19 protein-coding genes and 1 pseudogene are annotated in these 24,019 nt (G+C 65.0%); 14 read left to right on the top strand and 6 right to left on the bottom strand.

From position 1 onward, the window contains the following. Positions 1 to 76 precede the first annotated feature (76 nt). From ABMA46_RS08465 to ABMA46_RS08455, 3 genes and pseudogenes are all read left to right on the top strand, one after another. A pseudogene (locus ABMA46_RS08465) lies at positions 77 to 358 on the top strand (sarcosine oxidase subunit delta); the annotation flags it as partial. Positions 359 to 618: 260 nt separating this feature from the next. Then, on the top strand, positions 619 to 3,612 hold the full coding sequence (locus ABMA46_RS08460) for a sarcosine oxidase subunit alpha (protein ID WP_348998888.1): 2,994 nt from the start codon (positions 619 to 621) through the stop codon (positions 3,610 to 3,612). Then, a complete protein-coding gene (locus tag ABMA46_RS08455) occupies positions 3,605 to 4,177 on the top strand; it encodes a sarcosine oxidase subunit gamma (RefSeq protein WP_348998887.1) in 573 nt (190 codons plus the stop codon). The genes ABMA46_RS08460 and ABMA46_RS08455 overlap by 8 nt, the downstream gene beginning before the upstream one ends. A gap of 353 nt (positions 4,178 to 4,530) precedes the next feature. Here the strand turns inward: ABMA46_RS08455 and ABMA46_RS08450 are convergent, their stop codons facing one another. From ABMA46_RS08450 to ABMA46_RS08425, 6 genes are all read right to left on the bottom strand, one after another. Next, complete coding sequence (locus ABMA46_RS08450) at positions 4,531 to 4,776, bottom strand: DUF680 domain-containing protein (protein ID WP_348998886.1); 246 nt, start codon at positions 4,774 to 4,776, stop codon at positions 4,531 to 4,533. A gap of 162 nt (positions 4,777 to 4,938) precedes the next feature. Further along, positions 4,939 to 5,583 carry a TetR/AcrR family transcriptional regulator gene (locus tag ABMA46_RS08445; protein WP_348998885.1) on the bottom strand — a complete coding sequence of 215 codons (645 nt, stop codon included), beginning with the start codon at positions 5,581 to 5,583 and terminating at the stop codon, positions 4,939 to 4,941. 98 nt (positions 5,584 to 5,681) lie between these two features. Further along, complete coding sequence (locus tag ABMA46_RS08440; RefSeq protein ID WP_348998884.1) at positions 5,682 to 6,188, bottom strand: MaoC family dehydratase; 507 nt, start codon at positions 6,186 to 6,188, stop codon at positions 5,682 to 5,684. Positions 6,189 to 6,270: 82 nt separating this feature from the next. Continuing rightward, entirely contained in the window at positions 6,271 to 9,402 is a 3,132-nt protein-coding gene (locus tag ABMA46_RS08435; protein ID WP_348998883.1) for an efflux RND transporter permease subunit, read from the bottom strand. Between the two features lie 5 nt (positions 9,403 to 9,407). Next, positions 9,408 to 10,559, bottom strand: a complete 1,152-nt coding sequence (locus tag ABMA46_RS08430; protein WP_348998882.1) for an efflux RND transporter periplasmic adaptor subunit — start codon at positions 10,557 to 10,559, stop codon at positions 9,408 to 9,410. A 170-nt stretch (positions 10,560 to 10,729) separates the two neighbouring features. Then, positions 10,730 to 11,551 (bottom strand): MurR/RpiR family transcriptional regulator, encoded by an 822-nt coding sequence (locus tag ABMA46_RS08425; RefSeq protein WP_348998881.1) that lies wholly within the window; start codon positions 11,549 to 11,551, stop codon positions 10,730 to 10,732. A 144-nt stretch (positions 11,552 to 11,695) separates the two neighbouring features. Between ABMA46_RS08425 and ABMA46_RS08420 the strand changes: the two genes are divergently transcribed. The 11 genes from ABMA46_RS08420 (at position 11,696) to ABMA46_RS08370 (ending at position 23,924) form a co-directional block, all read left to right on the top strand. After that, positions 11,696 to 12,490, top strand: a complete 795-nt coding sequence (locus ABMA46_RS08420; protein ID WP_348998880.1) for an N-formylglutamate amidohydrolase — start codon at positions 11,696 to 11,698, stop codon at positions 12,488 to 12,490. Between the two features lie 81 nt (positions 12,491 to 12,571). Then, a complete protein-coding gene (locus tag ABMA46_RS08415; RefSeq protein WP_348998923.1) occupies positions 12,572 to 13,015 on the top strand; it encodes a TRAP transporter small permease subunit in 444 nt (147 codons plus the stop codon). Continuing rightward, entirely contained in the window at positions 13,012 to 14,337 is a 1,326-nt protein-coding gene (locus tag ABMA46_RS08410; RefSeq protein ID WP_348998879.1) for a TRAP transporter large permease, read from the top strand. The genes ABMA46_RS08415 and ABMA46_RS08410 overlap by 4 nt, the downstream gene beginning before the upstream one ends. A 109-nt stretch (positions 14,338 to 14,446) precedes the next feature. After that, complete coding sequence (locus ABMA46_RS08405; protein ID WP_348998878.1) at positions 14,447 to 15,511, top strand: TRAP transporter substrate-binding protein; 1,065 nt, start codon at positions 14,447 to 14,449, stop codon at positions 15,509 to 15,511. A gap of 91 nt (positions 15,512 to 15,602) precedes the next feature. After that, complete coding sequence (locus ABMA46_RS08400; protein WP_348998877.1) at positions 15,603 to 16,973, top strand: glutamine synthetase family protein; 1,371 nt, start codon at positions 15,603 to 15,605, stop codon at positions 16,971 to 16,973. A gap of 64 nt (positions 16,974 to 17,037) precedes the next feature. Then, the gene (locus ABMA46_RS08395; RefSeq protein WP_348998876.1) at positions 17,038 to 18,426 is read left to right on the top strand and encodes an aldehyde dehydrogenase family protein; all 1,389 of its coding nucleotides are present in this window, start codon (positions 17,038 to 17,040) and stop codon (positions 18,424 to 18,426) included. A gap of 177 nt (positions 18,427 to 18,603) precedes the next feature. After that, the gene (locus ABMA46_RS08390) at positions 18,604 to 19,776 is read left to right on the top strand and encodes an iron-containing alcohol dehydrogenase (RefSeq protein ID WP_348998875.1); all 1,173 of its coding nucleotides are present in this window, start codon (positions 18,604 to 18,606) and stop codon (positions 19,774 to 19,776) included. Positions 19,777 to 19,979: 203 nt separating this feature from the next. Further along, positions 19,980 to 21,080 carry an ABC transporter substrate-binding protein gene (locus ABMA46_RS08385; protein WP_348998874.1) on the top strand — a complete coding sequence of 367 codons (1,101 nt, stop codon included), beginning with the start codon at positions 19,980 to 19,982 and terminating at the stop codon, positions 21,078 to 21,080. Between the two features lie 96 nt (positions 21,081 to 21,176). Then, positions 21,177 to 22,055 carry an ABC transporter permease gene (locus ABMA46_RS08380; RefSeq protein ID WP_348998873.1) on the top strand — a complete coding sequence of 293 codons (879 nt, stop codon included), beginning with the start codon at positions 21,177 to 21,179 and terminating at the stop codon, positions 22,053 to 22,055. Further along, a complete protein-coding gene (locus tag ABMA46_RS08375; protein ID WP_348998872.1) occupies positions 22,052 to 22,843 on the top strand; it encodes an ABC transporter permease in 792 nt (263 codons plus the stop codon). The genes ABMA46_RS08380 and ABMA46_RS08375 overlap by 4 nt, the downstream gene beginning before the upstream one ends. A 16-nt stretch (positions 22,844 to 22,859) precedes the next feature. Continuing rightward, entirely contained in the window at positions 22,860 to 23,924 is a 1,065-nt protein-coding gene (locus ABMA46_RS08370; RefSeq protein ID WP_348998871.1) for an ABC transporter ATP-binding protein, read from the top strand. Positions 23,925 to 24,019 lie beyond the last annotated feature (95 nt).

The following is a 24,019-nucleotide window of genomic DNA, read 5'->3' as shown; positions in this document are numbered from 1 at the left end:
AAAAATCCCCCTCCCCCTTGAGGGGAGGGGTTAGGGGTGGGGGTATTGTCGTCAGAGTCGCAGGAGGTTTCCCACCATGCTCCTGATCCATTGCCCCTATTGCGAGGAAGAGCGGCCGGAACTCGAATTCCGCAATGCCGGCGAGGCGCATGTCGTACGCTCGTCCAACATGGCGGCGGAGAGCGACGAGGACTTCGAGAAGTTCTTCTTCATCCGCGACAATCCGAAGGGGATCATCTACGAGCGCTGGCGCCACATCCACGGCTGCGCGCGTTTCTTCAATGCTGTGCGCGACACGGTGAGCGACAAGTTCATCATGACCTACAAGGCCGGCGAGCCGAAGCCGAAGAAACTGCCTGTGGCGTCGGTGGCGGCTGCCGCCCCGGCCGCGCCTGCCGCTTACGCCAACCGGCCGCCGGACCAGCTCAACGAAAAGCCGGCCGTCCGCAAGGCGGCGCCGAAGAATGAACCGGCGCAGAAGCAAGAGCCATCGGCGAAACGCGCGAGCCCGAAAAAGCCGGGCGTGACAAAGACTGCCGCGAGCAAGGCGACCGCAAGCAGGACGACCGCAACCAGGACCGGCGCCGGCAAGACCGCCGCGAAGAAGGCGAGCAAGTGATGGCTTCCACCTTCCGTATTGCCGGCGCCGGCCGCTTCGCCCAGGCCAAGTCCGCCTCCTTCAGCTTCGACGGCAAGGCCTATGCCGGCATCGAGGGCGACACGCTGGCGTCGGCGCTGCTCGCCAACGGCGTCCACCTCGTCGGCCGTTCGTTCAAATATCATCGGCCGCGCGGCATCCTCTCGGCCGGCGCCGAGGAGCCGAACGCGCTCGTCGAAATCAGCCGCGACGAGGCGCGCCGCACGCCGAACGTGCGCGCCACCGTGCAGGAACTCTATGACGGGCTGACCGCCACCTCGCAGAACCGCTGGCCGTCGCTGGAGCGCGACGTCGGCGCGGTCAACGACCTTTTTTCGCCGTTCTTTTCGGCCGGCTTCTACTACAAGACCTTCATGTGGCCGAAGTCGGCCTGGAAGAGCCTCTACGAGCCGAACATCCGCGCGGCCGCCGGTCTCGGCGTGGCGCCGGACAAGCCCGATCCGGATCACTATTCGGCGCGCTTCGCCCATTGCGACGTGCTGGTGGTGGGCGGCGGCGCGGCAGGCCTTGCGGCGGCGCTGGCGGCGGCCGAGACGGGCGTTCGCGTCATCGTGTGCGACGAGCAGGCCGATCTCGGCGGTGCGCTGCGCTTCGAGAGCGGGGCCAGGATCGAGAACGAGGACGGCTGGACCTGGGCGCAGGGCGTCGCGGCGCGGCTGCAGGCGATGGGCAATGTGCGCGTGCTGACGCGCACCACCGCCTTCGGCTATTACGCGCAGAATTTCGTCGGGCTGGTCGAGCGCGTCAGCGATCACCTGAAGACGCCCGGAGGCGACCTGCCGCGCGAGCGGCTGTGGCAAGTCCGGGCCAAGAAGGTGGTGCTCGCCACCGGCGCGATCGAGCGGCACATGGTGTTCGCCGACAACGACCGGCCGGGCGTCATGCTGGCCTCGGCGGCGCGCACCTATCTCAATCATTACGGCGTCGCCGTGGGCAGGAATGTCGGCCTCTATACGGCCAACGATTCGGCCTATGCCGTGGCGCTCGACCTGAAGAAGGCCGGCGTGAACATCCCGGCGATCGTCGATCTGCGCGACAATCCGCATGGCGAGCTTGTCGAGCAGGCGAGGGCTGCCGGTATCGAGATCCACGACGGGCGCGCCGTGATCAAGGTCGGCGGCAAGCTGCGCGTGAATTCCATGACGGTGCAGAAACGCACCGGCGGCGGCGAGCGCTCCATTCCGATCGACGCGCTGCTGATGTCGGCCGGCTGGACGCCGTCCGTGCACCTGTTCTCGCAGTCGCGCGGCAAGGTGATGTTCAACCACGAGGTTCGCCGTTTCCTGCCCGAGACCTATGCGCAGGATTGCGCGTCGGTCGGCGCCTGCAACGGCACCGACGGCCTTTCGGCCAGCATGGACGAGGCCTACGCGGCTGGCGCCAGGGCGGCCAAGGAAGCAGGCGGCAAGGCAGCGCGGTCGGCGAAGCCGAAGGTAGATGCCAGCGAAGGCTGGTCGCGCGGCATGCTGGGTGCAGGCCCCGGCGCGGGACCGGGCACGACGGTCAAGGCCTTCGTCGATTTTCAGAACGACGTCACCGCCAAGGACATTCGCCAGGCGGTGCATGAGGGCATGCGCTCGATTGAGCATGTCAAGCGCTTCACCACCAACGGCATGGCGACCGACCAGGGCAAGACCTCCAACATGCACGGCCTCGCCATCGCGGCCGAGGAACTCGGCAAGCCTATCCCCGGCGTCGGCCTGACCACCTTCCGCGCGCCTTATACGCCGGTCACCTTCGGCGCCATCATCGGCCATGCGCGGGGCGCGCTGTTCGACCCGACGCGGCGCACCGCCATGCATGGCTGGGCGGCCGGGCAGGGTGCCGCGTTCGAGGATGTCGGCCAATGGAAGCGCGCCTGGTATTTCCCGCAAGCCGGCGAGGACATGCACGCTGCCGTCAACCGCGAATGCGCGACGGTGCGCAGGACGGCCGGCCTGTTCGACGCCTCGACGCTCGGCAAGATCGAGGTCGTCGGGCCTGACGCGGCGACCTTCATGGAACTCATGTACACCAATCCGTGGCAGAAGCTGGAGCCGGGCCGCTGCCGCTACGGCCTGATGCTGCGCGAGGACGGCTTCATCTATGACGACGGCGTCGTCGGGCGGCTGGCGCATGACCGCTTCCATGTGACGACGACGACGGGTGGTGCCGCGCGCGTCATGAACATGATGGAGGACTATCTCCAGACCGAGTTCCCGCATCTCAAGGTCTGGCTCACCTCGATCTCCGAGCAATGGGCGGTGATCGCCGTGCAGGGGCCGAATTCGCGAAAGGTCATCGAGCCGCTGGTCGAAGGCATCGACATGTCGGACGAGTCGATGCCGCATATGTCGGTGCGGGAAGGAAAAATCTGCGGCGTGCCGACACGGCTGTTTCGCATGTCGTTCTCGGGCGAGCGCGGCTTCGAGGTCAACGTGCCGGCCGACTACGGCGAGGCGGTGTGGGAGGCGCTGTGGGCCGAAGGCCAGAAGCACGACGCCTGCGCCTACGGCACCGAGACCATGCACGTCCTGCGTGCGGAAAAAGGCTACATCATCGTCGGCCAGGACACGGACGGCACGGTGACGCCCGACGACGCCGGACTCGGCTGGGCGATCGGCAAGAAGAAGGCCGATTTCGTCGGCATTCGCGGCCTCAAGCGGCCGGACCTCGTGGCGCCGGGCCGAAAGCAGCTTGTCGGGCTGAAGACGAAAGACCCGAAGGTGGTGCTGGAGGAGGGGGCTCAGATCGTCGAGGACCCCAACCAGCCGATCCCGATGAAGATGATCGGCCATGTCACGTCGAGCTATTGGTCGCAGAACTGCGGCCGCTCCATCGCGCTGGCGCTGGTGGCCGGGGGGCGCGAGCGCATGGGCGAGACGCTCTACGTGCCGATGCCCGACGGCGTGATCGAGGTCGAGGTTTCGGGGACCGTGTTCTTCGACGAGAAGGGAGAGCGCCTCAATGGCTAAAGCTGCCAGACGTTCCGCCGCGGATGCCGCCGATCGCCGCCCCGCGCTGGAGGATCGCGAAGCGTTCGGGACCGGCGTGACGGTGGCGCCGCTGCCGCCGGCCGAGCGCATCTCTCTGCGCGCTCCGGCCGAATCGATCGCGTCGCTGTCGCGGGCGCTGGGTGTTACCTTGCCGCAGAAGCCGAAGACCTCCGCCGCGAAGGGCAGCCGCATCGCGCTGTGGTTGGGGCCGGACGAGTGGCTGGTGATAGATGAGGCCGGCACGGATCTCGTCGGCGATTGCGCCAAGGCGAAGCAGTTGCATTCCGCGGTCGACATCTCGCACCGCAACGTGGCGATCGCGGTGGTGGGTCCGGCTGCGGAGGCCTGCGTCAGCGCCGGCTGTCCGCAAGATCTGTCGCTTCCCGTCTTCCCGGTCGGCGCCTGTTCACGAACCGTCCTCGGCAAGGCCGAGATCGTGCTCTACCGCATGGCTGCGGACGCATTCCGCGTCGAATGCTGGCGCTCCTTCTCGGACTATGTCTTTACTTTCCTCGGTGAGGCCGCGCGCGACGCTGCGGCCTGATCCGCGACACGTTGCCATCCATGATGGACAGCGTGGCAACCATCGGGGCGGCCGTTCGTTTTGGCTTGAGAACGCCGAGGAAGGACCATGACCAAATCGCCCCAGACTCCAGTCAAATCGACATCCACCAAATCGTCGGCTGTTCGCTCGCTCGAAAAGGAAGAGCGCGAACAGGCCAAGCGGGGGGACAATCTCGAGGAAGGCCTCGAGGACACCTTCCCTGCCAGTGATCCCGTTTCGGCGACCGAGCCTTCGGTTCCGGGGCGTCCGCCCAGGAAGGGGAAATAGCGCTTCGGCTCGACGGCGAACGGGCGGCCAGGCCGCCCGTTGTCGTATCCAGCCTTGTTCCGCGGTCAGAACGAACCGGGCATGATCCAGGGATCGATGTCGATGCCGAGGCGCGGCTTTGCGCCGGTCTTGTCTGCCTGCGAAGCCGTAGCGGCCTTCTCGATCGACCCTGTCGCCTTGCAATCGAGCTTGGTCTTCAGAGTCGCATTCGAGCAGGCAGCGGGCAAGGCATCGGCCTTGGGGGATTCGCCCGCAAAGGCTGCGCCCGAGAGCGCAAAAATGGCGGCGAGGGCGAAAGCGGTCTTCTTCATGTCACGCTCCGATTGATTTTCGTACATGTACGATATGCTGTTCATGTACAGCAGCGCGACCGCTGTTTCAAGGGGAATTCGTACGCGTACGGAAAATAAGTTACGCCTGCCACGCAATCGTGGTCACGGGATCGATCCAGGGATGTGGCTTGCCTGTCCGGCTCAGCAGCGCGTCGGCGGGTCGGTCAGCGGCGCGACGTCCTGGGCGGTCAATCCTGCCAGCGCCAGGTCGCACATGCGCTGGACGAAGGCCTGCGGGTCGCCGAAGGGATGGAAGGGAAAGGTGATGAGCAGCGAGATCGTGCCGTGGCCGACCGCCCATAGCATGTTGGCGATGGCGTAGGGAGCGCCCTTCAGCTTGCCGGCGGCGATGCAGGCCTCGACCCTGTCGATCAGCGCCTTCATGGCCGGGTTGTCGGCCTCCATCTCCTCGAAGGTCTTGCCTTCCGGCGGTCGAGTCTTTTCCGTCATGAAGACGGTTCTGTACTCGTTGGGATTGCCGAGCCCGAAGGCCGCGTATTCGCGCATCACCACCCGCAGCGCCTCGACCGGGTCGTCGGACGGTTGGGATTCGATACGGCGGGCGAGCGTGGCGAACGCGTCCTCCGCCAGCGCCAGCAATATGTCCTGCTTGTCGGCGAAATAGGAATAGACCGACATCGGCGCATAGCCGACCCGTTTGGCGAGCTTGCGGATGGTCAGGCCGTCATAGCCTTCTTCCTGCACGAGTTCGTGGGCGGCGGCCACGAGGCGGGCGCGCAGTTCGGCCTTTTGCCTGTCGCGGCGTTCCTGTGCTGTCGGCTCCACGATGGTCTTGGCTTCCGCTCTCTTCTTGTTGTTGCAGTCAATATAGCCGCGGCGGAACGAGCGGCAAGATGACGCGGCGTGACCTGGGCGGCCGTTTCCTAGGCGGAATCGGCCTGCGGCTCGACGAAGGCCAGCGTCAGCCAGCGCGCCGTCAGCGCCGGCTTCACCGATCCCTCGATCTCGATGGTCACGTCATGCGCGGCCTGGACCCAGCCGGACGGGCGCGCCTTGACGTCGGCCAGCACGAAGCGGGCGCGGATGCGCGCGCCGGTCTTGACCGGCGCCAGGAAGCGGATCTGATCGAAGCCGTGATTGACGCCCATTTTCGATCTTTCGAGCGGCGGCAGGGTCTCGAAGGTCATGGCCGAGAGCAGCGACAGCGTCAGGAAGCCGTGCGCGATGGTGCCGCCATAGGGCGTCTCGCGCGCCGCGCGCTCGGGGTCGCAATGGATGAACTGGTGGTCGTCGGTGGCGTCGGCGAACTGGTCGATCATGGTCTGGGTGACCTTGCGCCAGGGCGACAGGCCGACTTCCTTGCCGACGCTGGCAAGCAGAACGTCGAGGGAGATTGGGGTCACGATATCGGGCTCCGAGTCGTCTTGCATGCTGCTGCGGCACACAGATAGAGCGCGGCGCTTCCCATGTCATCCATGAAGAAGGCCCGATTCGTCCGGCAGAGCGGCAGGATCACTCCGCCGGTTCGACATTGGCGTAGGCGGCTTCTTCCAGTTCGCGCTTGAGGCGCGCCTGCTCGTGCGTCTTGGGCGTGATGAAGCGGCCGAGCAGTAGGTAGGCCACCGGTGTCATGAACAGGGTCGTGACGGCGGCGAGGCCAAGGCCGCCGACGATGACCCAGCCGAGCGCGATGCGGGCCTCGGCGCCGGCGCCGCTGGCCAGGACTAGCGGCACACCGCCGAGGACCGCGCAGATCATCGTCATCGTCACCGGCCGCAGCCTGATGTTGGCCGCTTCCTCGATCGCTTCGCGCACGCCGAGGCCACGGTCGCGAAGCTGGTTCGCGAACTCGACGATAAGAATGCCGTTCTTGGCCATGATGCCGACCAGCAGCACGAGGCCGATCTGCGAATAGGCGTTGAGGCTGGTGCCCGACAGGATGAGCGCGATGACGGCGCAGGCGAGCCCGAGCGGGACGGTCGCCATGATGACGATGGCCGAGACGAAGCTTTCGAACTGCGCCGCCAGCACGAGGAGGATGATGACGAGCGCGAAGCCGAAGATCGTGACCATGCCCGAATTGGTCTCGCCAAGGGTCGCGGCTTCTGCCAGCGGCACCATGCGCGAACCGGGCGGCAGCAACGGCGTGACGATGCCGTCGGCCACCTTGAGCGCGTCGCCGAGCGCGAAGTCGCCGCGCAGGTTGGAGGTGATGCCGACGGAAGGCTGCTGCTGCTCGCGGGTCAGCGAGGGCGGAACGGCCTGTTCCTTGAGCGTGGCGATGGTGGACATCGGCACGTAGCGCCCGTCGGACGTTTTCAGGAAGATGTTCTCCAGATCCGTCGGATCGTTGATCGGGTTGGTAGTCGACAGCAGCTTCACGTCGTAGCTGCGGTCGGCGATGTAGACGTCGCCGATGTCGTTGCCGTCCAGCATGGCCTGCATGGTGTCGGCAAGTCCGGTGATGTCGATGCCGAGGTCGGAGGCGCGCTGGCGGTCGATGGACACGGAAAGCTGCGGTTGGGTCGGATCGACGGAGAGCCGCGGCTGCTGGAAGCGCGGGTCGTCCTGCATCTTCGCGATGATCTTGTCGGCGGCTGCCGACAGCGCCTTGCGGTCGTTTCCGACCAGCGCGAATTGCAGGCCGTTGCCGGCGCCGCGGATGCCGAGGCTGTTGGGGCTGACCGGGAAGACGCGGATCGAGGGGACCGTCTTCACCAGATCGCTGATCTGGGCGACGATCTGCTGCTGGCTGCGCGCCCGCTCGTCCCACGGCGCCAGCGTCATCACCATGAAGCCGCTGCTGTAGGAATTGTTGTTGCCGGCAGCCTCGAAGGTCGAGACGATCTCGCCGGAATCACGCAGCGGCTGGATCAGGTCTTCGATCTTGCGCATCTGGGCGGTGGTGTAGTCGAGGCTCACGCCTTGCGGCGCGCTGATGCGCAGGAGCACGACCGCCCGATCCTCGCTGGGCGTCAATTCCTGCCGGATCGTGCCGAACAGGGAAAAGGCGACGCCGGCGAACAGGACGGCGACCAGCACCACGATCCACGGTGCCTGCAGGCAGGCGTGGAGACAACGGCGATAGGCGGCTGCGAGCCAGCCGCCGATCCGCCCGAGGGGGCCGTGATTGCCCTCATGGTGCAGAGCGCCCTGCGAGAGCATGCGCGACGCCAGCATGGGACAGAGTGAGAGCGCGACGACGCCGGACAGGATGACCGACATGGCGAGCACGAAACCGAATTCCCTGAACAGGCCGCCGGTCTGGCCTGGCAGGAAGGAGATCGGCACGAACACGGCCACCAGCGTGGCGGTGGTGGCGAGCACGGCGAAGAAGACCTCCTGCGCGCCGAGGACGGCGGCCGCGCGCGGTCCCAGGCCCTCGTTGCGCCTGCGCACGATGTTTTCCAGCACCACGATCGCGTCGTCGACGACGAGGCCCGTGGCCAGCACCAGCGCCAGCAGGGTGAGGATATTGATCGAGAAGCCGGCGAGATAGATCGCCGCGATCGTGCCGATCATGGCGACCGGCATCGACAGGCCGGGGATCAGCGTCGCGCGCCAGTCGAGCAGGAACAGGTAGATGACGATCAGCACGATGGAGACGGACAGGCCGAGCGCCACCTCCACCTCGTGCACCGCGCCGTTGACGAACACGGCGTCGTCCGAGGTGACCTTGATGCCCATGCCTTTCGGCAGGCCCTCCTGCAGCTTGGCGACGGCCGCCTTCACGCCGTTGGAGATGTCGAGCGTATTGGATTCGGCGGCACGCACGATGCCGATGCCGATGCCGGTCTTGCCGTCCGAGCGCAGGGTCGTCTGCCCGATGTCGGGTCCCAGCGTCACGTTGGCGACGTCGCGGATGTGCGTGGTGCCGCCGATGACGATGTTCTCGAAGGCCTCCGGCGTGTTGACGTCGGCGGTGGTGCGCACCACCAGGCTCTGGTTGGAGGTGGTGATCGAGCCGGCCGGCGTGTCGAAGGCCACCGAGGCGAGCGCGTTGCGCAGGTCCGCGACGGTGTATCCAAGGGCTGCGAGCTTGGCCTGGTTGACGTCGATGCGGAAGATCTTGTCGCGGTCGCCGTAGACCTGGACGTCGGCGACGCCGGGAACGGCGGCGAGCGTATCCTCGATCTGGTCCTCGACGATGACGGTCATGTCCTCGACCGACATCCGGTCGGAGGTCACGGCGAGCCGCATGACCGGATCGGAATTGGCGTCCGCCTTGATGATGCGCGGGGCGTCGGCCTCGTCGGGAATCTGGTTGGTCACGCGGCTGACCGCGTCGCGCACGTCGGACGCCGCGACGTTGAGATCGACGCCGTCGTTGAATTCGATGGTGACGCGCGAGCGGCCGTAGGAGGAGGTGGAGGAGATCGATTTGACGCCCGAAACGCGCGCGACGGCGCCCTCGAGGGTCTTGGTCAGTTCGCGGTCGACCGTTTCGGCGGCGGCTCCGTCGAAGTCCGTGGAGACGGTGACGACGGCACGATCGACATCGGGCAGTTCGCGGATCTCGACGCCGTAGAAGGCGGCAAGGCCGGCGACCGCGATCAGCGTGTTGATGACGAAGGCAAGCACCGGCCGGCGGATGAACAGCGCCGTGAGGCCGGTCTCGCTGTTTTTCGTGGCGTCTTCGGTCATGCGGGTCAGGACCCCGTGGCGGTGGCTGGTTCCTGACTGCCGGCATTGCTGGCGACGCGCACCGCGCTTCCCTCGCGCACGTTCTGGACCCCCTGCGTCACCACCATGTCGCCGCTGGCGATGGCGGCATCGACCAGAACGTCGTTGGTGTTGCGCTGGATGATGCGGACCGGCACCTGCGTGGCCTTGCCGTCCTTGACCGTCCAGATATAGGCGCCGTCCGTTCCCCACTGGATCGCCAGCGGACTTACGGAGGGATAGGTGTCGCCGGGGAATTTCATGGTGACCTGGAAAGCCATGCCGGCGCGCAGTGAATCCGCGGGGTTGTCGATGGTCGCCTGCACCCACAGGGTACGGCTCTTCTCGTCGATGTGGTTGTCGATGGCGCTGACGGTGCCCTTGAAGATATCCGTCGGGTTGGCCATCGCGGTCGCCGTCAGGGGCGCGCCGATCCTGACCGAAGAGGCGAAGCGCTCCGGCACCCAGAAGTCGATCAGGATCGACGAGCGGTCGTCGATGGTGGCGATCGCGGACGTCGAGGTGACGTAGTTGCCGGCGGATATGGGCAGGATGCCGACGGTGCCGGAGATCGGCGAAACGACCGAGCGCCGGTCCAGCGTGACCTGCGCGTCATGGACCGTCAGTTCGTCATTGCGCAGCTCCAGCTCCGCATCGCTGAGCTGCACGGCGGTCGCGGCATTGGACGCGCGCAGGGCGCGAAAGCGCGCCACTTTCGCCTTGGCGTCGTCGCGCGCGGCCATTGCCTTGTCGAGGGCGATCTTCTCGACATCGGAATCGAGCCTGGCGATGACCTGGCCGGCTTCGACGTGAGCGCCGGGCTCGACGAGGATTTCGGTCATCCGTCCAGAGCTGTAGGGGTTGACCGTCACGCTGGCCTTGGCGCGGCCGCTGCCGATCGCCTGCAGCCTGTCGTTGATGGTGGCGGTCTTGACCTGCTCCGCGATCACCGTGACTTGGCGGCCGGTGTTTTCGGCGTCCTTGGCGGTATCGGCGCCGGGCTTCGGGGTCGAGGCGTGCGCCCACTCGATTCCCCAACGGCTGAGAACATCCTGCGCTCCGGGGAAGAACAGGACCCAGCCGAATGCCGCGGCTGCCAGAACGGCTAGCGCAAGGACGATCTGTTTCCAGGTTGCCATCGATACTCCGGTTGACGACATGATTCAGCGTCTACCGGCTCCTCCCGCCCGGATGACGAAGCAACATTCATGCGGCGGAACACGAACCGCCACGATGCGCGGCCTTTATGGCAATTCTTCAGCGCATACGCACATTAAATATGCGTAAGGTTGCGCCGGGCTTGAAGTGTCTAGCGCAGGTCTTCCATCTCGCGAAGGCGGCGCGCGCTCTCGTCCTCCAACTGGCGGGTCACCGCGGCGATCAGGGTTTCGGCGAGGACGAACAGGGCTGCCGAGGAGTCCCAGGGGGAGGGCACGGCCGTGCGGCCCGCGACGACATGGCGGGCAAAGCGGGCGATCGGCGAAAGCCACTGGTCGGTGAACAGCACGATCCGCACGCCGCGCTGGTGCGCCTTCTCGGCGACGCGCAGCAGGCTGTCCTGATAACGGCGGATGTCGAAGATCAGCAGGACGTCGCGCTTGCCCATGTCGATCAGCCGGTCGCGCCACATGCTTTCCTGCCCGTCGAGATGGAAGACGTTCGGCCGAACGATCGCCAGATGCGCGGCCATGTAGCGCGCCAGCGGATCGGTGAAGCGCCCGCCGACCAGGAACATGTGGCCGCGGCTGTCGGACAGGCATTGGGCGATCTCGGTCAGTTGTTCCTGCGAGAAATGGCGGAAGGTTTCGCGCAGATTGTCGATGACCGCTTCCATCATCGGCCGAACCGGGCTGTCGAGGGCGGGGCCGGGCGGCCGCGCGGCCGGCGACTGCAACTGGGCGGCCAGTTCGTCCTGCAAGGCCGACTGGAATTCGGCGTAGTTGTGATAACCCAGCCTGGCGACGAAGCGCAGGATGGTGGGCGAGGAGACGCCGGCCGCCTGCGAGAACTCGGCGACGGTCCTGAGGCCGATCAGCGGATAGTTGGCAACCAGCGCCTGCGCGGCGCGGCGCTCACCCGTGGGCATGGCGCCGATGCGGTCGGTGATCAGTTCGGCAACGCTCGCTGTCATTTTTTCCGCCCGCTTCCCGGAGTCATGGCCGGCGTCCTATCGCCGGAAAACGCATTTGACAAAGCCGCGCAAAGTGTATGAAATCATCCACGCAGGCGCAATCGAACAAAAAATGTATCATAAGATACGCGCTTGGGAGGGGGCATGGCATCACAGCAGCGCGATAGATTTGCGGCAACGGACAGCGTCAGGATCACCAATCCGGGCGGCGCCGGCCGCTTCGTCTTCACCTGCGACCATGCCTCCAATTTCATGCCGCCGGAATTCGGCTCGCTCGGCCTGCCGGAGGCGGAGCTTTCCCGTCATATCGCCTGGGATCCCGGCGCCTTGCCGGTCGCCCGCCGCATGGCCGAGGCGCTCGACGCCACGCTGATCGAGGCCTGCCTGTCGCGCCTGGTGATCGACTGCAACCGCCCGCTAGATGCCGACAACCTCATCTGCGAGACCAGCGAAGGCACCGTCATTCCGGGTAACTCCAATCTCACGGCCGAGCAGCGGCAGGCGCGCATCGACCTGGCCTGGACACCGTTCCACGAGGCGATCGAGCAGGTGGTGACGGATCGTCTCGGGGCGGGGCGTCCGACCTGCCTCATCTCGGTGCATTCCTTCACGCCTGTCTATTTCGGCAAGACCCGGCCCTGGCATGTCGGCATCATCCATGATGACGACACGCGGCTGGCGGCGCCGATGATCGACGGGCTGAAGGCGCACCCGAACCTGATTGTCGGCGTCAACGAGCCCTACTCGCCGGTCGACCGGGTCTATTTCACGCTGGAAAGGCATGCGCGCCCACGCGGCCTGCCCTGCGCCATGATCGAAATCCGCAACGACGAGATCGCCGACGCTGCCGGCCAGGCGCGGTGGGCGGGGCTGCTCGTCGAAACGCTGCGCGCCATTCCCGCCGAGAACGGCGTCCCCGAAACCGCCAGCCAGCGATAGAGAGGAGTGCCCGTGCTGAAAGCCGCCGTCGTCTTCGTCAGATATGTCGATGCCCTCAACTATCGCGTCGGCCGCGTCGCGATGTATCTGTTCTTCGTCATGGGGGCGATCCTGCTCGCCTCGACGGCCTCGCGCCTGGCGCTCGGCGTTCCCATCAACTGGGCGCTGGAGATGTCGCAGTTCCTGCTGTCGGCCTATTACCTGCTCGGCGGCGCCTATGCGCTGCAGATCGACCAACATGTGCGCATGGACCTGTTCTACGGCCGGCTCGCGGCGCGCAAGCGGGCCGTCACCGACGCGATCACCATCCTGTTCGTGATCTTCTATCTGTGCGTCCTGTTCGGCGGCGCGGTGTCCAGCACCAACTACGCCATCGTCTACCACCAGAAGAACTACACGGCCTGGGGCCCGCCGCTGTGGCCGATCAAGTCGGTGATGACGGCGGGCATCTTCCTGATGCTGCTGCAACTCATCTCCACCTTCATCAAGGACGTCGCCATCGCCCGCGGGAAGCCGATCGCATGAGTTCCGAAGCCATCACCCTTTTCATGTTCGGCACCATGATGGTGCTGCTGTTCACCGGTCAGCGCGTCTTCGGCGTGATCGGTTTCGTCGGCTCGGCGGCGGCGCTGTGGCTGTGGGGCGAGGGCGCCTTCGAGATGCCGTTCAACGCCTCCTTCCAGGTGCTGAACTGGTATCCGCTGATTACCGTGCCGTTCTTCGTCTTCATGGGCTACATGCTGTCGGAATCCGGCATCGCGACCGGCCTCTACCGCATGTTCCACGTCTGGTTCGGACCGGTGCGCGGTGGCCTGGCGCTGGGTACGATCGGGCTGATGGTGCTGATCGCGGCGCTGAACGGCCTGTCGGTTGCCGGTATGGCGATCGGGGCTACGATTGCGCTGCCGCAGCTTCTGCGTCACGGCTACGACAAGGTGATGGTGACCGGGGTCATCCAGGCCGGGTCCTCGCTGGGCATCCTCATTCCGCCCAGCGTGGTGCTGGTGCTCTATGCCATGATCGCGCGCCAGCCGGTGCTGGACCTGTGGCTGGCCGGCGTCGGCCCGGGCCTGCTGATGGCGCTGGTGTTCGGCGCCTATGTCTATATCCGCTGCCTCATGCAGCCCGATATCGGTCCGGCGCTGCCGGCGGAGGAGCGCGCCCAGATCACGCGCGAGGAGAAATTCCGGCTGCTGCGCCAGGGCATCCTGCCGCTGCTCATCTTCTTCATCATGATGGGCCTGTTCATGTCGGGCACGACCAGCCTGGTCGAAAGTTCGGCAGTGGGTGCGCTGCTGGCCACGGGCGCGGCCTGGTGGGCGGGCAACCTGAATAAGAAGGTGTTCGAGGATTCCACGCGCAACACGCTCGGCATCTCGTGCATGTTCATGTGGATCATCCTGGGCGCGCTGTGTTTCTCCTCGGTCTATGACGGACTGGGTGCGGTCAAGGCGGTCAAGACGCTGATGATCGACACCTGGGAGTTCTCGCCCTGGACGGTGCTCTGCCTGATGCTGTTCTCCTTCATCATCATGGGCATGTTCCTGGACGACACGGCGATGCTGGTCATCGTCGCGCCGCTCTATATCCCGCTGGTCAAGAGCCTCGGCTTCAATCCCATCTGGTTCGGCATTCTCTATACGATCACCTGCCAGATCGCGTACATCACGCCGCCATTCGGCTACAATCTGTTCCTGATGCGGGCGATGGCTCCTCCGGAGATTTCGCTGATGGACATCTATCGCTCCATCGTGCCGTTCTTCTTCCTGATGGTGCTGTCGCTCATCCTCATCATGATCTTTCCGCAGATCGCGCTGTGGCTGCCGGAATTCTACAAGGGCATGTAAAAAATGCCCGAACAACGAAAGGGGAGCGATGCGCAAAAAAGGACTGCCAGAGGACGGATTCGCCGCCCTCGCCTAAATGCAACACCTGGTTCAATGGGAGACTTGTGAGATGACCGATAAAAGCACGATCAACAAACGCGACTTCCTGCGCAAATCCATCCTGACCGGCGCCGGCGCCGTCGGCGCCACCGCGCTGGCGACGCCCTACGTGAAGGCGCAGGCGCCGATCAAGTGGCGGCTGCAGACCTATGCCGGCCCGGCGCTGGCCGAACATGTGTGCAAGACCGGCGTCGATGCCTTCAACAAGGCGGCGCATGGCGAGATGGAAATCGAGATGTACACGGCCGACCAGCTGGTGCCGCAGGGCGAGCTGTTCCGCGCCGTGCAATCGGGCACCATCGACGCCGCGCAAAGCGACGACGACTCGGCTGCCGCCCCGGTGGACGTCAAGGTGTTCGGCGCCTATTTCCCGCTTGCCTCGCGCTATTCGCTCGACGTGCCGGCGCTGTGGCACTGGCACGGTTTGAAGGAAATCTGGGAGGAGGCCTATGCCGAGATCCCCGGCGTCACCTGGCTCTCCACCGGCGCCTGGGACCCGTGCAACTTCGGCACCACCAAGCCGATCAAGTCGGTTGCCGACCTCAAGGGCCTGCGCGTCTACACCTTCCCGACCGGCGGCCAGTTCCTGTCGAAGTTCGGCGTCGTGCCGGTGTCGCTGCCCTACGAGGACGTCGAGCCTGCGATCCAGACCGGCGAGCTGGACGGCGTGTGCTGGTGTGGCATCACCGAGATGCACACGGTCGGCTGGGCGGACGTGCTGAAATACTTCCTCACCAATCCGCTGTCGGGCGCATGGGCAGGGTCCTACTTCGTCAACACCGATCGCTGGAAAGAAGTGCCGGAGCATCTCCAGCAGCTCTTCATGATGTCCATCGACACCTCGCATTACTATCGCCAGCACTGGTATTGGGCGGGCGAGGCCAAGTACCGCAACGAAGGCAAGCTGGAGCTCACCTCGATCCCCGAATCCGACTGGAAGCAGGTCGAGGACGAGGCGTCCAAATTCTGGGACGACGTGGCAGGCCAGAGCCCGCGTTCGGCCAAGGTGGTCGAGATCATCAAGAAGTACAACCAGTCGATGGTGAAGGCCGGACCACCCTACCGCTACGCCTGAGAGCGGGATATTGATTATCCGTCCGGCCGCCGGAACGGCGGCCGGACACCGTTTGAACCCATGGCCCCGAAGGGGGCGGAGTGCGAAAAGAATGGCGGGAAATCTCTCGTTCGACCAGTTGAAGAAGGCAGTCTCGGCCGGCGAGATCGATACGGTGCTGGCCTGCGCCGTGGACATGCAGGGCCGCCTCATCGGCAAGCGCTTCCTGGCGCAGTATTTCGTCGATTCCGCGCACGACGAGACGCATGGCTGCAACTATCTCCTGGCCAACGACATCGACATGGAGCCGGTGCCCGGCTACAAGGCGGCCTCCTGGCAGAAGGGCTACGGCGACTTCGTCGTCAAGCCGGACCTTTCGACGCTGCGGCCTGTGCCGTGGCTGGAGAAGACGGCGCTGGTGCTGTGCGACCTGCTTGACCATCACACCCATGCCGACCTGCCGCATTCGCCGCGCGCCATCCTGCGGAAACAGATCGCCCGCCTGACCGAGCGCGGCTACATGGGCTATTTCGCCTCCGAACTGGAATTTTACCTGTTCTCCGAAACCTACAATTCGGCGCGGGCCAAGCACTGGCAGAACCTCGAAACCGCCTCGCCCCATATCGGCGACTACCTGATCGGCATCACCACCAAGGAAGAGGGTTACATGCGCCGCCTGCGCAACGAGATGCAGGCCGCGGGCGTGCCGATCGAGAACTCCAAGGGCGAGTGGGGGCCGGGCCAGGAAGAGATCAACGTGCGCTACGCCGAGGCGCTCGCCATGGCCGACCGCCACACCATCCTGAAGAACGGCGCCAAGGAGATCGCCGACCAGGAAGGCAAGGCCGTTTCCTTCATGGCCAAGTACAATTACGAACTGGCCGGCAATTCCAGCCATATCCACAATTCGCTGTGGAGCAAGGACGGCGCCACGCCGCTGTTCTTCGACAAGAGCCAGCCGTGGACGCTGTCGATGCTCGGGCAGCAATGGAGCGCCGGGCAACTGAAGTATGCCAAGGAGTTCACGCTGCTTCTGGCGCCCTACATCAACTCCTACAAGCGCTTCCAGTCCGGCACCTTCGCACCGACCAAGATCATGTGGTCGGAAGACAACCGTACCGCCGGGTTCCGGCTGTGCGGCGAGGGCACCAAAGGCATCCGCATGGAGTGCCGCATCGGCGGCGCCGACCTTAACCCCTACCTCGCTTTCGCGGCGCTGATCGCGGCTGGGCTGGCCGGCATCGACGAGAAGCTGGAGTTGCAGAAGCCGTTCGTCGGCGACGCCTACCAGGCCGCACGCCTGCCGGAAATCCCCAAGACGCTGCGCGACGCGACCGAAGCTTTTTCAAAGTCGAAGATGCTGAAGGCGGCGCTCGGCGAGGAGGTGGTCGAACACTATGTCCACAACGCCCGCTGGGAGCAGATGGAATACGACCGCCGCATCACGGATTGGGAACTGCATCGCGGCTTCGAGCGGTATTGATCGATTGATGAAAACGGGCGGCTCCTCCCCGCCGCCCGGAAACCCTGACTGAAGGACGACTACGATGACCGAAACGGTCAAACTCAAATCCCCCGTCGACGGCTCGATCTATGCCGAGCGGCCTGTCGCGACGGACAGCCAGGTGAGCGCCGCCGTCGAGCGGGCGCGCGCGGCGCAGGCCGACTGGGCGCAGGTGCCGATCGCCAAGCGCGGCCAGTACATGCTCGCCATGCTGGAGGCGTTGGTCGCCATGACCGACGAGATCGTGCCGGAGATCGCCTGGCAGATGGGTCGGCCGGTGCGCTACGGCGGCGAGTTCGGCGGCGTGAAGGAACGCACGCAATACATGGTCGAGATCGCCGAGAAGGCCTTGGCGCCGGTGCCGGCGTCGAACCCGAAGGACGGCTTCCGCCGCTACGTCAAGAAGGAGCCGCTCGGCGTAGTCATGGTCATCGCGCCGTGGAACTATCCCTATCTGACGGCGGTCAACACCATCGTGCCGGCACTGATGGCGGGGTCCACCGTGATTCTGAAACACGCCGCGCAGACGTTGCTGGTCGGCGAGCGTTTCGCGCAGGCCTTCGAGAAGGCCGGCCTGCCGAAGGGCGTGTTCCAGAACATCGTGCTCAACCATGCGCAGACCGAAAAGCTGCTTGGTTCGGGCAAGATCGATCACGTCAACTTCACCGGCTCGGTCGCCGGCGGACGTGCCATCGAGAAGGCGGCGGCCGGCACCTTCATGACGCTGGGCCTGGAACTCGGCGGCAAGGACCCGGCCTATGTGCTGCCCGACGCCAAGCTCGACCACGCCATCGCCAACCTCGTCGACGGCGCCTTCTACAATTCCGGCCAGTGCTGCTGCGGCATCGAACGCGTGTACGTGCACGAGAAGGTCTATGACGATTTCGTCCACGGCTTCATCGCCGAGACGAAGAACTATGTCGTCGGCAATCCGCTCGAGCAGGCGACCACCATGGGGCCGATGGCGCAGGCGCGCTTCGCCGATCTGATCCGCGAACAGAAGGCCGAGGCCCTGCGCAAGGGCGCCAAGGCGCATATCGACATGACGGTGGACAAGGACGTGGCCGGCTCGCCCTATCTGGCGCCGGAAGTGCTGACCAATGTCGACCACCAGATGAGCGTCATGCGCGAGGAGAGTTTTGGACCGATCGTCGGCATCATGAAGGTTCGCAATGACGAGGAGGCCATCGCGCTGATGAACGATTCTCCTTACGGCCTGACAGCCTCGATCTGGACCACCGACACCGAGCATGCGGTGGCCATCGGCGACCGTGTCGAGACAGGCACCGTATTCATGAATCGTTGCGACTACCTCGACCCGGCGCTGGTGTGGACCGGCGTCAAGGACACCGGCAAGGGCGCTGGCCTCAGCCAGATCGGCTACGACAATCTGACGAGGCCGAAGAGCTATCATCTCAGGGAAGCGATCTGATGCTTGCCGTCATCCCGGCCAAGGGAGCGAAGCGACCGCGAGCCGGGACCCATTCCGGAACATTTCCAATTTCGCGGAATGGATCCCGGATAACCGTTCTTCGCTTCGCTTCGGCCGGTTTCCGGGATGACGCCCGGTCGTTTCTCCGCTCAGAACCAACTTGCTGAAAGACAATTCATGACCACCCTCGTTTCCAAATGGAACTATCCCACCACCGTCCGCTTCGGCGCGGGGCGCATCAAGGAACTGCCGGAGGTACTCGCAGCCACCGGCATCAAGAACCCACTCTTCGTCACCGATCCGGGGCTGGCCAAGCTGCCGGTCGTGGCTTCGACGCTGAAGATCCTCGACGCGGCACAAGTGCCTTACGGTGTCTTCTCGGAGGTCAAGCCGAACCCAGTGGAATCGAACCTCACCGCCGGCATCGAGGTCTTCAAGAAGGGCAGGCATGACGGCGTGATCGCTTTCGGGGGGGGCTCGGCGCTCGACCTCGGCAAGCTGATCGCCTTCCAGGCGGGGCAGACGCGGCCGGTGTGGGATTTCGAGGACATCGGCGACTGGTGGACGCGCGCCGATGCCTCACGGATCGCGCCGATCGTCGCCGTGCCGACGACGGCCGGCACCGGCTCGGAAGTCGGCCGCGCCGGCGTCATCACGCATGAGGCCAGCCACACCAAGAAGGTCATCTTCCATCCGAAGATGCTGCCCGAGATCGTCATCGCCGATCCGGAGCTGTCGGTCGGCATGCCGCCCTTCATCACCGCCGGCACCGGCATGGACGCGCTGGCGCATTGTCTCGAAGCCTATTGCGCGCCCGGCTATCACCCGATGGCCGACGGCATCGCCGTGGAAGGCGTGCGGCTGGTGTTCGAGAATCTGCCGAAGGCATACGCCAACGGCAAGGACCTCGTCGCCCGCGCCCACATGATGTCTGCGGCCGCGATGGGCGCCACCGCCTTCCAGAAGGGGCTCGGCGCCATCCATTCGCTGTCGCACCCGATCGGCGCCCTCTACGACACCCATCACGGCATGACCAATGCGGTCTTCATGCCCTACGTGCTCGCCTTCAACCGTGATGCGATCGAAGAAAAGATCGTCCGGCTCGCCGCCTATTGCGGCATCGCGGGCGGGTTCGACGGCTTCGCCGACGCGATCATGAAGCTGCGCAGGGACCTCGGCGTTCCCGACACGCTTCCCGACCTCATCAAGGGGCTGGAGATGGACGAAAAGCGCAAGGCGCTGATCGCCGACATGGCGGTTGTCGATCCGACCGCCGGCGGCAACCCGGTCGAACTAACGAAGGAAGCGGCGCTGTCGCTGCTGGAACGTGCCATGGCGGGCAATTCGTGAGGCGAGAACGGATTCGGCCCGGCGTCAAAACTGTGCGATAAAACAAGGAAAAAGGGGAACAGGATGGAGGCACCGACAGAATAACCGTCAGCTCGGGAACGGGCATGCGCCGGCGCGCCGTGCCGGTGCGGCTTCATCCAATTGTCATGCGGGGCGGATACCGCGTCGCGGACGAAACAGGCGTCAATTCAAGGGAGAATGAAATGTTCAGTTTCACCGGTAAGTTACTCTCGCTCTCGGCGGTCGCTCTTTTGGCGACGTCGTCCCTGGCAGCGGCGGATTCGATGGACGATCTCGTCGCCGCCGCCAAGAAGGAAGGTATGTTCTCGCCGATCGCACTGCCGCACGACTGGTGCGGCTGGGGCGACATCATCGCCGGCTTCAAGGCCAAGTATCCGTGGATCACGGTCAACGAGCTCAATCCGGACGCCGGTTCGGCCGACGAGATCGAGGCGATCAAGTCCAACAAGGGCAACACCGGACCGCAGGCGCCGGACATGGTCGATGTCGGCCTTTCCTTCGGTCCGTCGGCGACCGCGGAAGGCCTGTTCCTTCCCTACAAGGTGTCGACTTTCGACGGCATCACGGTGAAGGATCCGGACGGCCATTGGTACGGCGGCTACTACGGGGTGCTCTCCTTCGAGGTCAACAAGGACCTGGTGCCCAACCCGCCGCAGGACTGGGCCGACCTGTTGAAGCCGGAATATGCCGATACGGTCGCGATGTCGGGCGACCCACGCTCGTCCAACCAGGCGATCCTGGCCGTCTACGCCGCCGGCCTTGCCGCCGCCGGCGGCGACGCGGCCAAGGCGCCGCAGGCCGGGCTCGATTTCTTCAAGAAGCTGAACGATGCCGGCAATTTCGTGCCGGTCATCGGTAAGGCCTCTTCGGTGGCGCAGGGCACGACGCCGATCGTGATCCGCTGGGACTACAATGCGCTGGCCGATCGCGATACGCTCAACGGCAATCCTCCGGTCGAGGTCGTGGTGCCGAAGTCCGGCGTCGTGGCCGGCGTCTACGCGCAGGCGATCAGCGCCTACGCGCCGCATCCGAACGCGGCCAAGCTGTGGATGGAATACATCTACTCCGACGAAGGCCAGCTCGGCTTCCTCAAGGGCTACTGCCACCCGGCGCGCTTCAACCAGCTCGTTTCGGAAGGCAAGGTGCCACAGGAGGTCCTGGACAAGCTGCCGCCGGCCGAGAACTACACCAAGGCCGTGTTCCCGACGCTCGACGAGCAGGAGGTGAACAACAAGGCCGTCACCGGCGGCTGGGACAGCGTCGTGGGCGCCAACGTCCAGTAGGCATGGATGCAACAGGAGCGGCGTCGGCTTCGGCGCCGCTCCACGATATGAACGGGTAGGACGGCGGATGGCATTTCCGATGGCGGGGAAAAGGACATGACTGCGACACCGTCCAGTCCGCCGGTCCGCTCGCGGCTCTCCCTCTCCTGGCTCGGCGTGGTGCCGTTTCTGGCTTTCGCCCTGCTGTTCCTGATCCTCCCGACCATGAAGATCGTGGTCGGGAGTTTTCAGGACAATTCCGGCGCCTTGACGCTCGCCAATATCGGCAATCTCTTCCAGCCGTCGATCCTTTCGGCCTACTGGATCTCGATCCGCATCAGCCTCGCCTCGGCGCTGCTCGGCTGCTTCTTCGGTTTCCTCGTCGCCTGGGCCTTCATACTCGGCGGGCTGCCGCGCTGGATCCGCTCGCCGCTGCTGACGTTTTCCGGCGTCGCCTCGAATTTCGCCGGCGTTCCGCTGGCTTTCGCCTTCCTCGCGACGTTCGGGCGGCTCGGCCTGGTGACGCTGATCCTGCGCGACTGGTTCGGCGTCAACATCTACGCGCTCGGCTTCAACCTGCTCAGCTTCGGCGGATTGACGCTGACCTATCTGTTTTTCCAGATCCCACTGGCCATCCTCATCATGACGCCGGCGCTCGACGGAATGCGCCGCGAATGGCGTGAAGCGGCCTCGATACTGGGGGCCTCCGGCTTCCAGTATTGGCGCATCGTCGCCCTTCCGATCCTGTGGCCAAGCCTGCTCGGCACCTTCGCGCTGCTGTTCGCCAATTCCTTCGGGGCGGTCGCGACCGCCTATGCGCTGACGGGCAGTTCATTGTCGATCGTGCCCATCCTGCTGTTCGCGCAGATCCGCGGCGACGTGCTGCAGGATCCGCATCTGGGTTATGCGCTCGCTTTCGGCATGATCGTTATCACCGGCATCGCCAACGGCATCTATATCTGGCTGAGGGCTCACGGCGAACGGTGGATCAAATGAGGACGAACCGCATCTGGTCGTGGCTGTTCCTCGCCCTGGCGCTGGCCTATTTCGCACTGCCTTTGATCGGCACGTTCGAGTTTTCCCTGAAGATGCGGCGCGGCGTCTACAGTCTCGACTCCTATGCCGTCGTGCTTGGCGACCCGCGCTTCCAGCAAACCTTCATGTATTCGGTGCTGATGGCGCTGGCCACCATCGCCGTCGGCGTGTTGCTCGTCGTGCCGACGGCATACTGGGTTCGGCTCAAGCTGCCACGCTGGCGGCCATTCATGGAATTCATCACGCTGCTGCCGCTGGTCATCCCGCCCATCGTCATCGTGTTCGGCTACATAAGGCTCTACAACACCTCGTCATGGCTGCCGCTGACCGGCTCCGCGACGGGAACCAACGTGCTGTTGATGTTCGGCTATGTGGTGCTCGCGCTGCCCTATATGTATCGCGCCGTCGATACGGGCCTGCGGGCCATCGACGTGCGGACGCTGACCGAGGCCGCGCAGAGCCTCGGAGCAGGGTGGATGACGATCCTCCTGCGCGTCATCCTGCCCAATGTCGCGGTGGCGGTTCTGTCCGGCGCGTTCCTGACCTTCGCCATCGTCATCGGCGAATTCGTCATGGCCGCGCTTTTGAGCCGCCCCGCCTTCGGCCCCTACATGCAGTTGCTGGGCGCCAACCGGGCCTACGAGCCGGCGGCGCTGGCCGTTATCGCCTTCCTCATCACCTGGGGTTGCATGGCGCTGATCCAGGTGGTCTCGCGCTTCGCGCCGAAGCCGCCCGAACAGTTGCACTGACCTGAAAGAGAATTCGATGGCCGTTCCGTTTCTTTCGATCCAGCACGTCGAGAAATCCTTCGGGGCGACCAAGGTCGTGCATGATTTCAACCTCGACGTGGCGCCCGGAGAGTTCGTTTCCTTCCTCGGCCCGTCTGGATGCGGCAAGACGACGGTGCTCAGGATGGTCGCCGGATTCGAGGAAGCCAGCGCGGGGCGCATCCTCGTCGGCGACAAGGACGTGACGCGGCTGAGGCCCAACCAGCGCAATATCGGCATGGTGTTCCAGGCCTACGCGCTGTTTCCCAACCTGACGGTTGCCCAGAACATCGGTTTCGGCCTGAGGGTGGCAGGCGCCTCGAGAGCCGATATCGACAGGCGCGTGGCCGATATGCTGGCCATGATCGGCCTGCCGCAGATGGCGGACCGCTATCCCTATCAGCTTTCCGGCGGCCAGCAGCAACGCATCGCGCTGGCCCGCGCCCTTGCGCCGAAGCCCAAGCTCTTGCTGCTCGACGAACCGCTGTCGGCGCTCGACGCCAAGGTGCGGGTGTCGCTGCGCGAGGAAATCCGCTCCATCCAGAAGGAACTGGGCATCACCACCGTCTTCGTCACCCACGACCAGGAAGAGGCGCTGTCGATCTCCGACCGCATCGCGGTGATGTATGGCGGCAAGGCCGAGCAGGTCGGCACGCCCTTCGAAGTCTACAACCGACCGGCGACGACGTTCGTCGCCAACTTCGTCGGCACGCTCAACGTACTGGAAGGCACGGTGGCGGACGCCTCGACCGGCAAGGTCCGGGTCGCCGACCAGGAGGTGGCGCTGAAGGGCAGGCTCAACGGTTCGCGAACCGGCGACACGCTGTCGCTGGCGCTTCGGCCCGAAGCGATCGCGCTCGGCCCGCGTCCCGGCCACGACAGCAAGCTCGCCGGCCAGATATCCGACGTGCATTTCCTTGGCTCCGTCATCCGCGTGCGCGTCGGCGTCGGGGGAGCGGTCGTGTCGCTCGACACGTTCAACAATTCGGCCACGCCACCGCCGGTCGTCGGCGACAAGGCCGAGATCAGCTTCTCGTCCGGGGACGTGCTGGTCCTGCACTGAGCGCCCTGCCTCCAGGCAATTCCGTTTCGCGATGCAGCGATTATCCGACTGAACGATAGCGGCCGCGGGCGGCTTCACCTGTCGCGGCGGCTTTC

Source organism: Mesorhizobium hunchu, from assembly GCF_040081975.1.
Taxonomy (GTDB): Bacteria; Pseudomonadota; Alphaproteobacteria; order Rhizobiales; family Rhizobiaceae; genus Mesorhizobium; species Mesorhizobium hunchu.
This window is presented reverse-complemented; position numbering and strand designations above follow the sequence as displayed.

Bases quoted from the DNA above. Each gene is read 5' to 3' on its own strand.
- ABMA46_RS08420 (WP_348998880.1), top strand. From the start codon at position 11,696: ATGGCATCACAGCAGCGCGATAGATTTGCGGCAACGGACAGCGTCAGG.
- ABMA46_RS08425 (WP_348998881.1), bottom strand. From the start codon at position 11,551: ATGACAGCGAGCGTTGCCGAACTGATCACCGACCGCATCGGCGCCATG.
- ABMA46_RS08440 (WP_348998884.1), bottom strand. From the start codon at position 6,188: ATGCAAGACGACTCGGAGCCCGATATCGTGACCCCAATCTCCCTCGAC.
- ABMA46_RS08380 (WP_348998873.1), top strand. From the start codon at position 21,177: ATGACTGCGACACCGTCCAGTCCGCCGGTCCGCTCGCGGCTCTCCCTC.
- ABMA46_RS08450 (WP_348998886.1), bottom strand. From the start codon at position 4,776: ATGAAGAAGACCGCTTTCGCCCTCGCCGCCATTTTTGCGCTCTCGGGC.
- ABMA46_RS08405 (WP_348998878.1), top strand. From the start codon at position 14,447: ATGACCGATAAAAGCACGATCAACAAACGCGACTTCCTGCGCAAATCC.
- ABMA46_RS08415 (WP_348998923.1), top strand. From the start codon at position 12,572: ATGTATCTGTTCTTCGTCATGGGGGCGATCCTGCTCGCCTCGACGGCC.
- ABMA46_RS08460 (WP_348998888.1), top strand. From the start codon at position 619: ATGGCTTCCACCTTCCGTATTGCCGGCGCCGGCCGCTTCGCCCAGGCC.
- ABMA46_RS08435 (WP_348998883.1), bottom strand. From the start codon at position 9,402: ATGACCGAAGACGCCACGAAAAACAGCGAGACCGGCCTCACGGCGCTG.
- ABMA46_RS08390 (WP_348998875.1), top strand. From the start codon at position 18,604: ATGACCACCCTCGTTTCCAAATGGAACTATCCCACCACCGTCCGCTTC.
- ABMA46_RS08410 (WP_348998879.1), top strand. From the start codon at position 13,012: ATGAGTTCCGAAGCCATCACCCTTTTCATGTTCGGCACCATGATGGTG.
- ABMA46_RS08400 (WP_348998877.1), top strand. From the start codon at position 15,603: ATGGCGGGAAATCTCTCGTTCGACCAGTTGAAGAAGGCAGTCTCGGCC.
- ABMA46_RS08430 (WP_348998882.1), bottom strand. From the start codon at position 10,559: ATGGCAACCTGGAAACAGATCGTCCTTGCGCTAGCCGTTCTGGCAGCC.
- ABMA46_RS08370 (WP_348998871.1), top strand. From the start codon at position 22,860: ATGGCCGTTCCGTTTCTTTCGATCCAGCACGTCGAGAAATCCTTCGGG.
- ABMA46_RS08385 (WP_348998874.1), top strand. From the start codon at position 19,980: ATGTTCAGTTTCACCGGTAAGTTACTCTCGCTCTCGGCGGTCGCTCTT.
- ABMA46_RS08395 (WP_348998876.1), top strand. From the start codon at position 17,038: ATGACCGAAACGGTCAAACTCAAATCCCCCGTCGACGGCTCGATCTAT.
- ABMA46_RS08375 (WP_348998872.1), top strand. From the start codon at position 22,052: ATGAGGACGAACCGCATCTGGTCGTGGCTGTTCCTCGCCCTGGCGCTG.
- ABMA46_RS08455 (WP_348998887.1), top strand. From the start codon at position 3,605: ATGGCTAAAGCTGCCAGACGTTCCGCCGCGGATGCCGCCGATCGCCGC.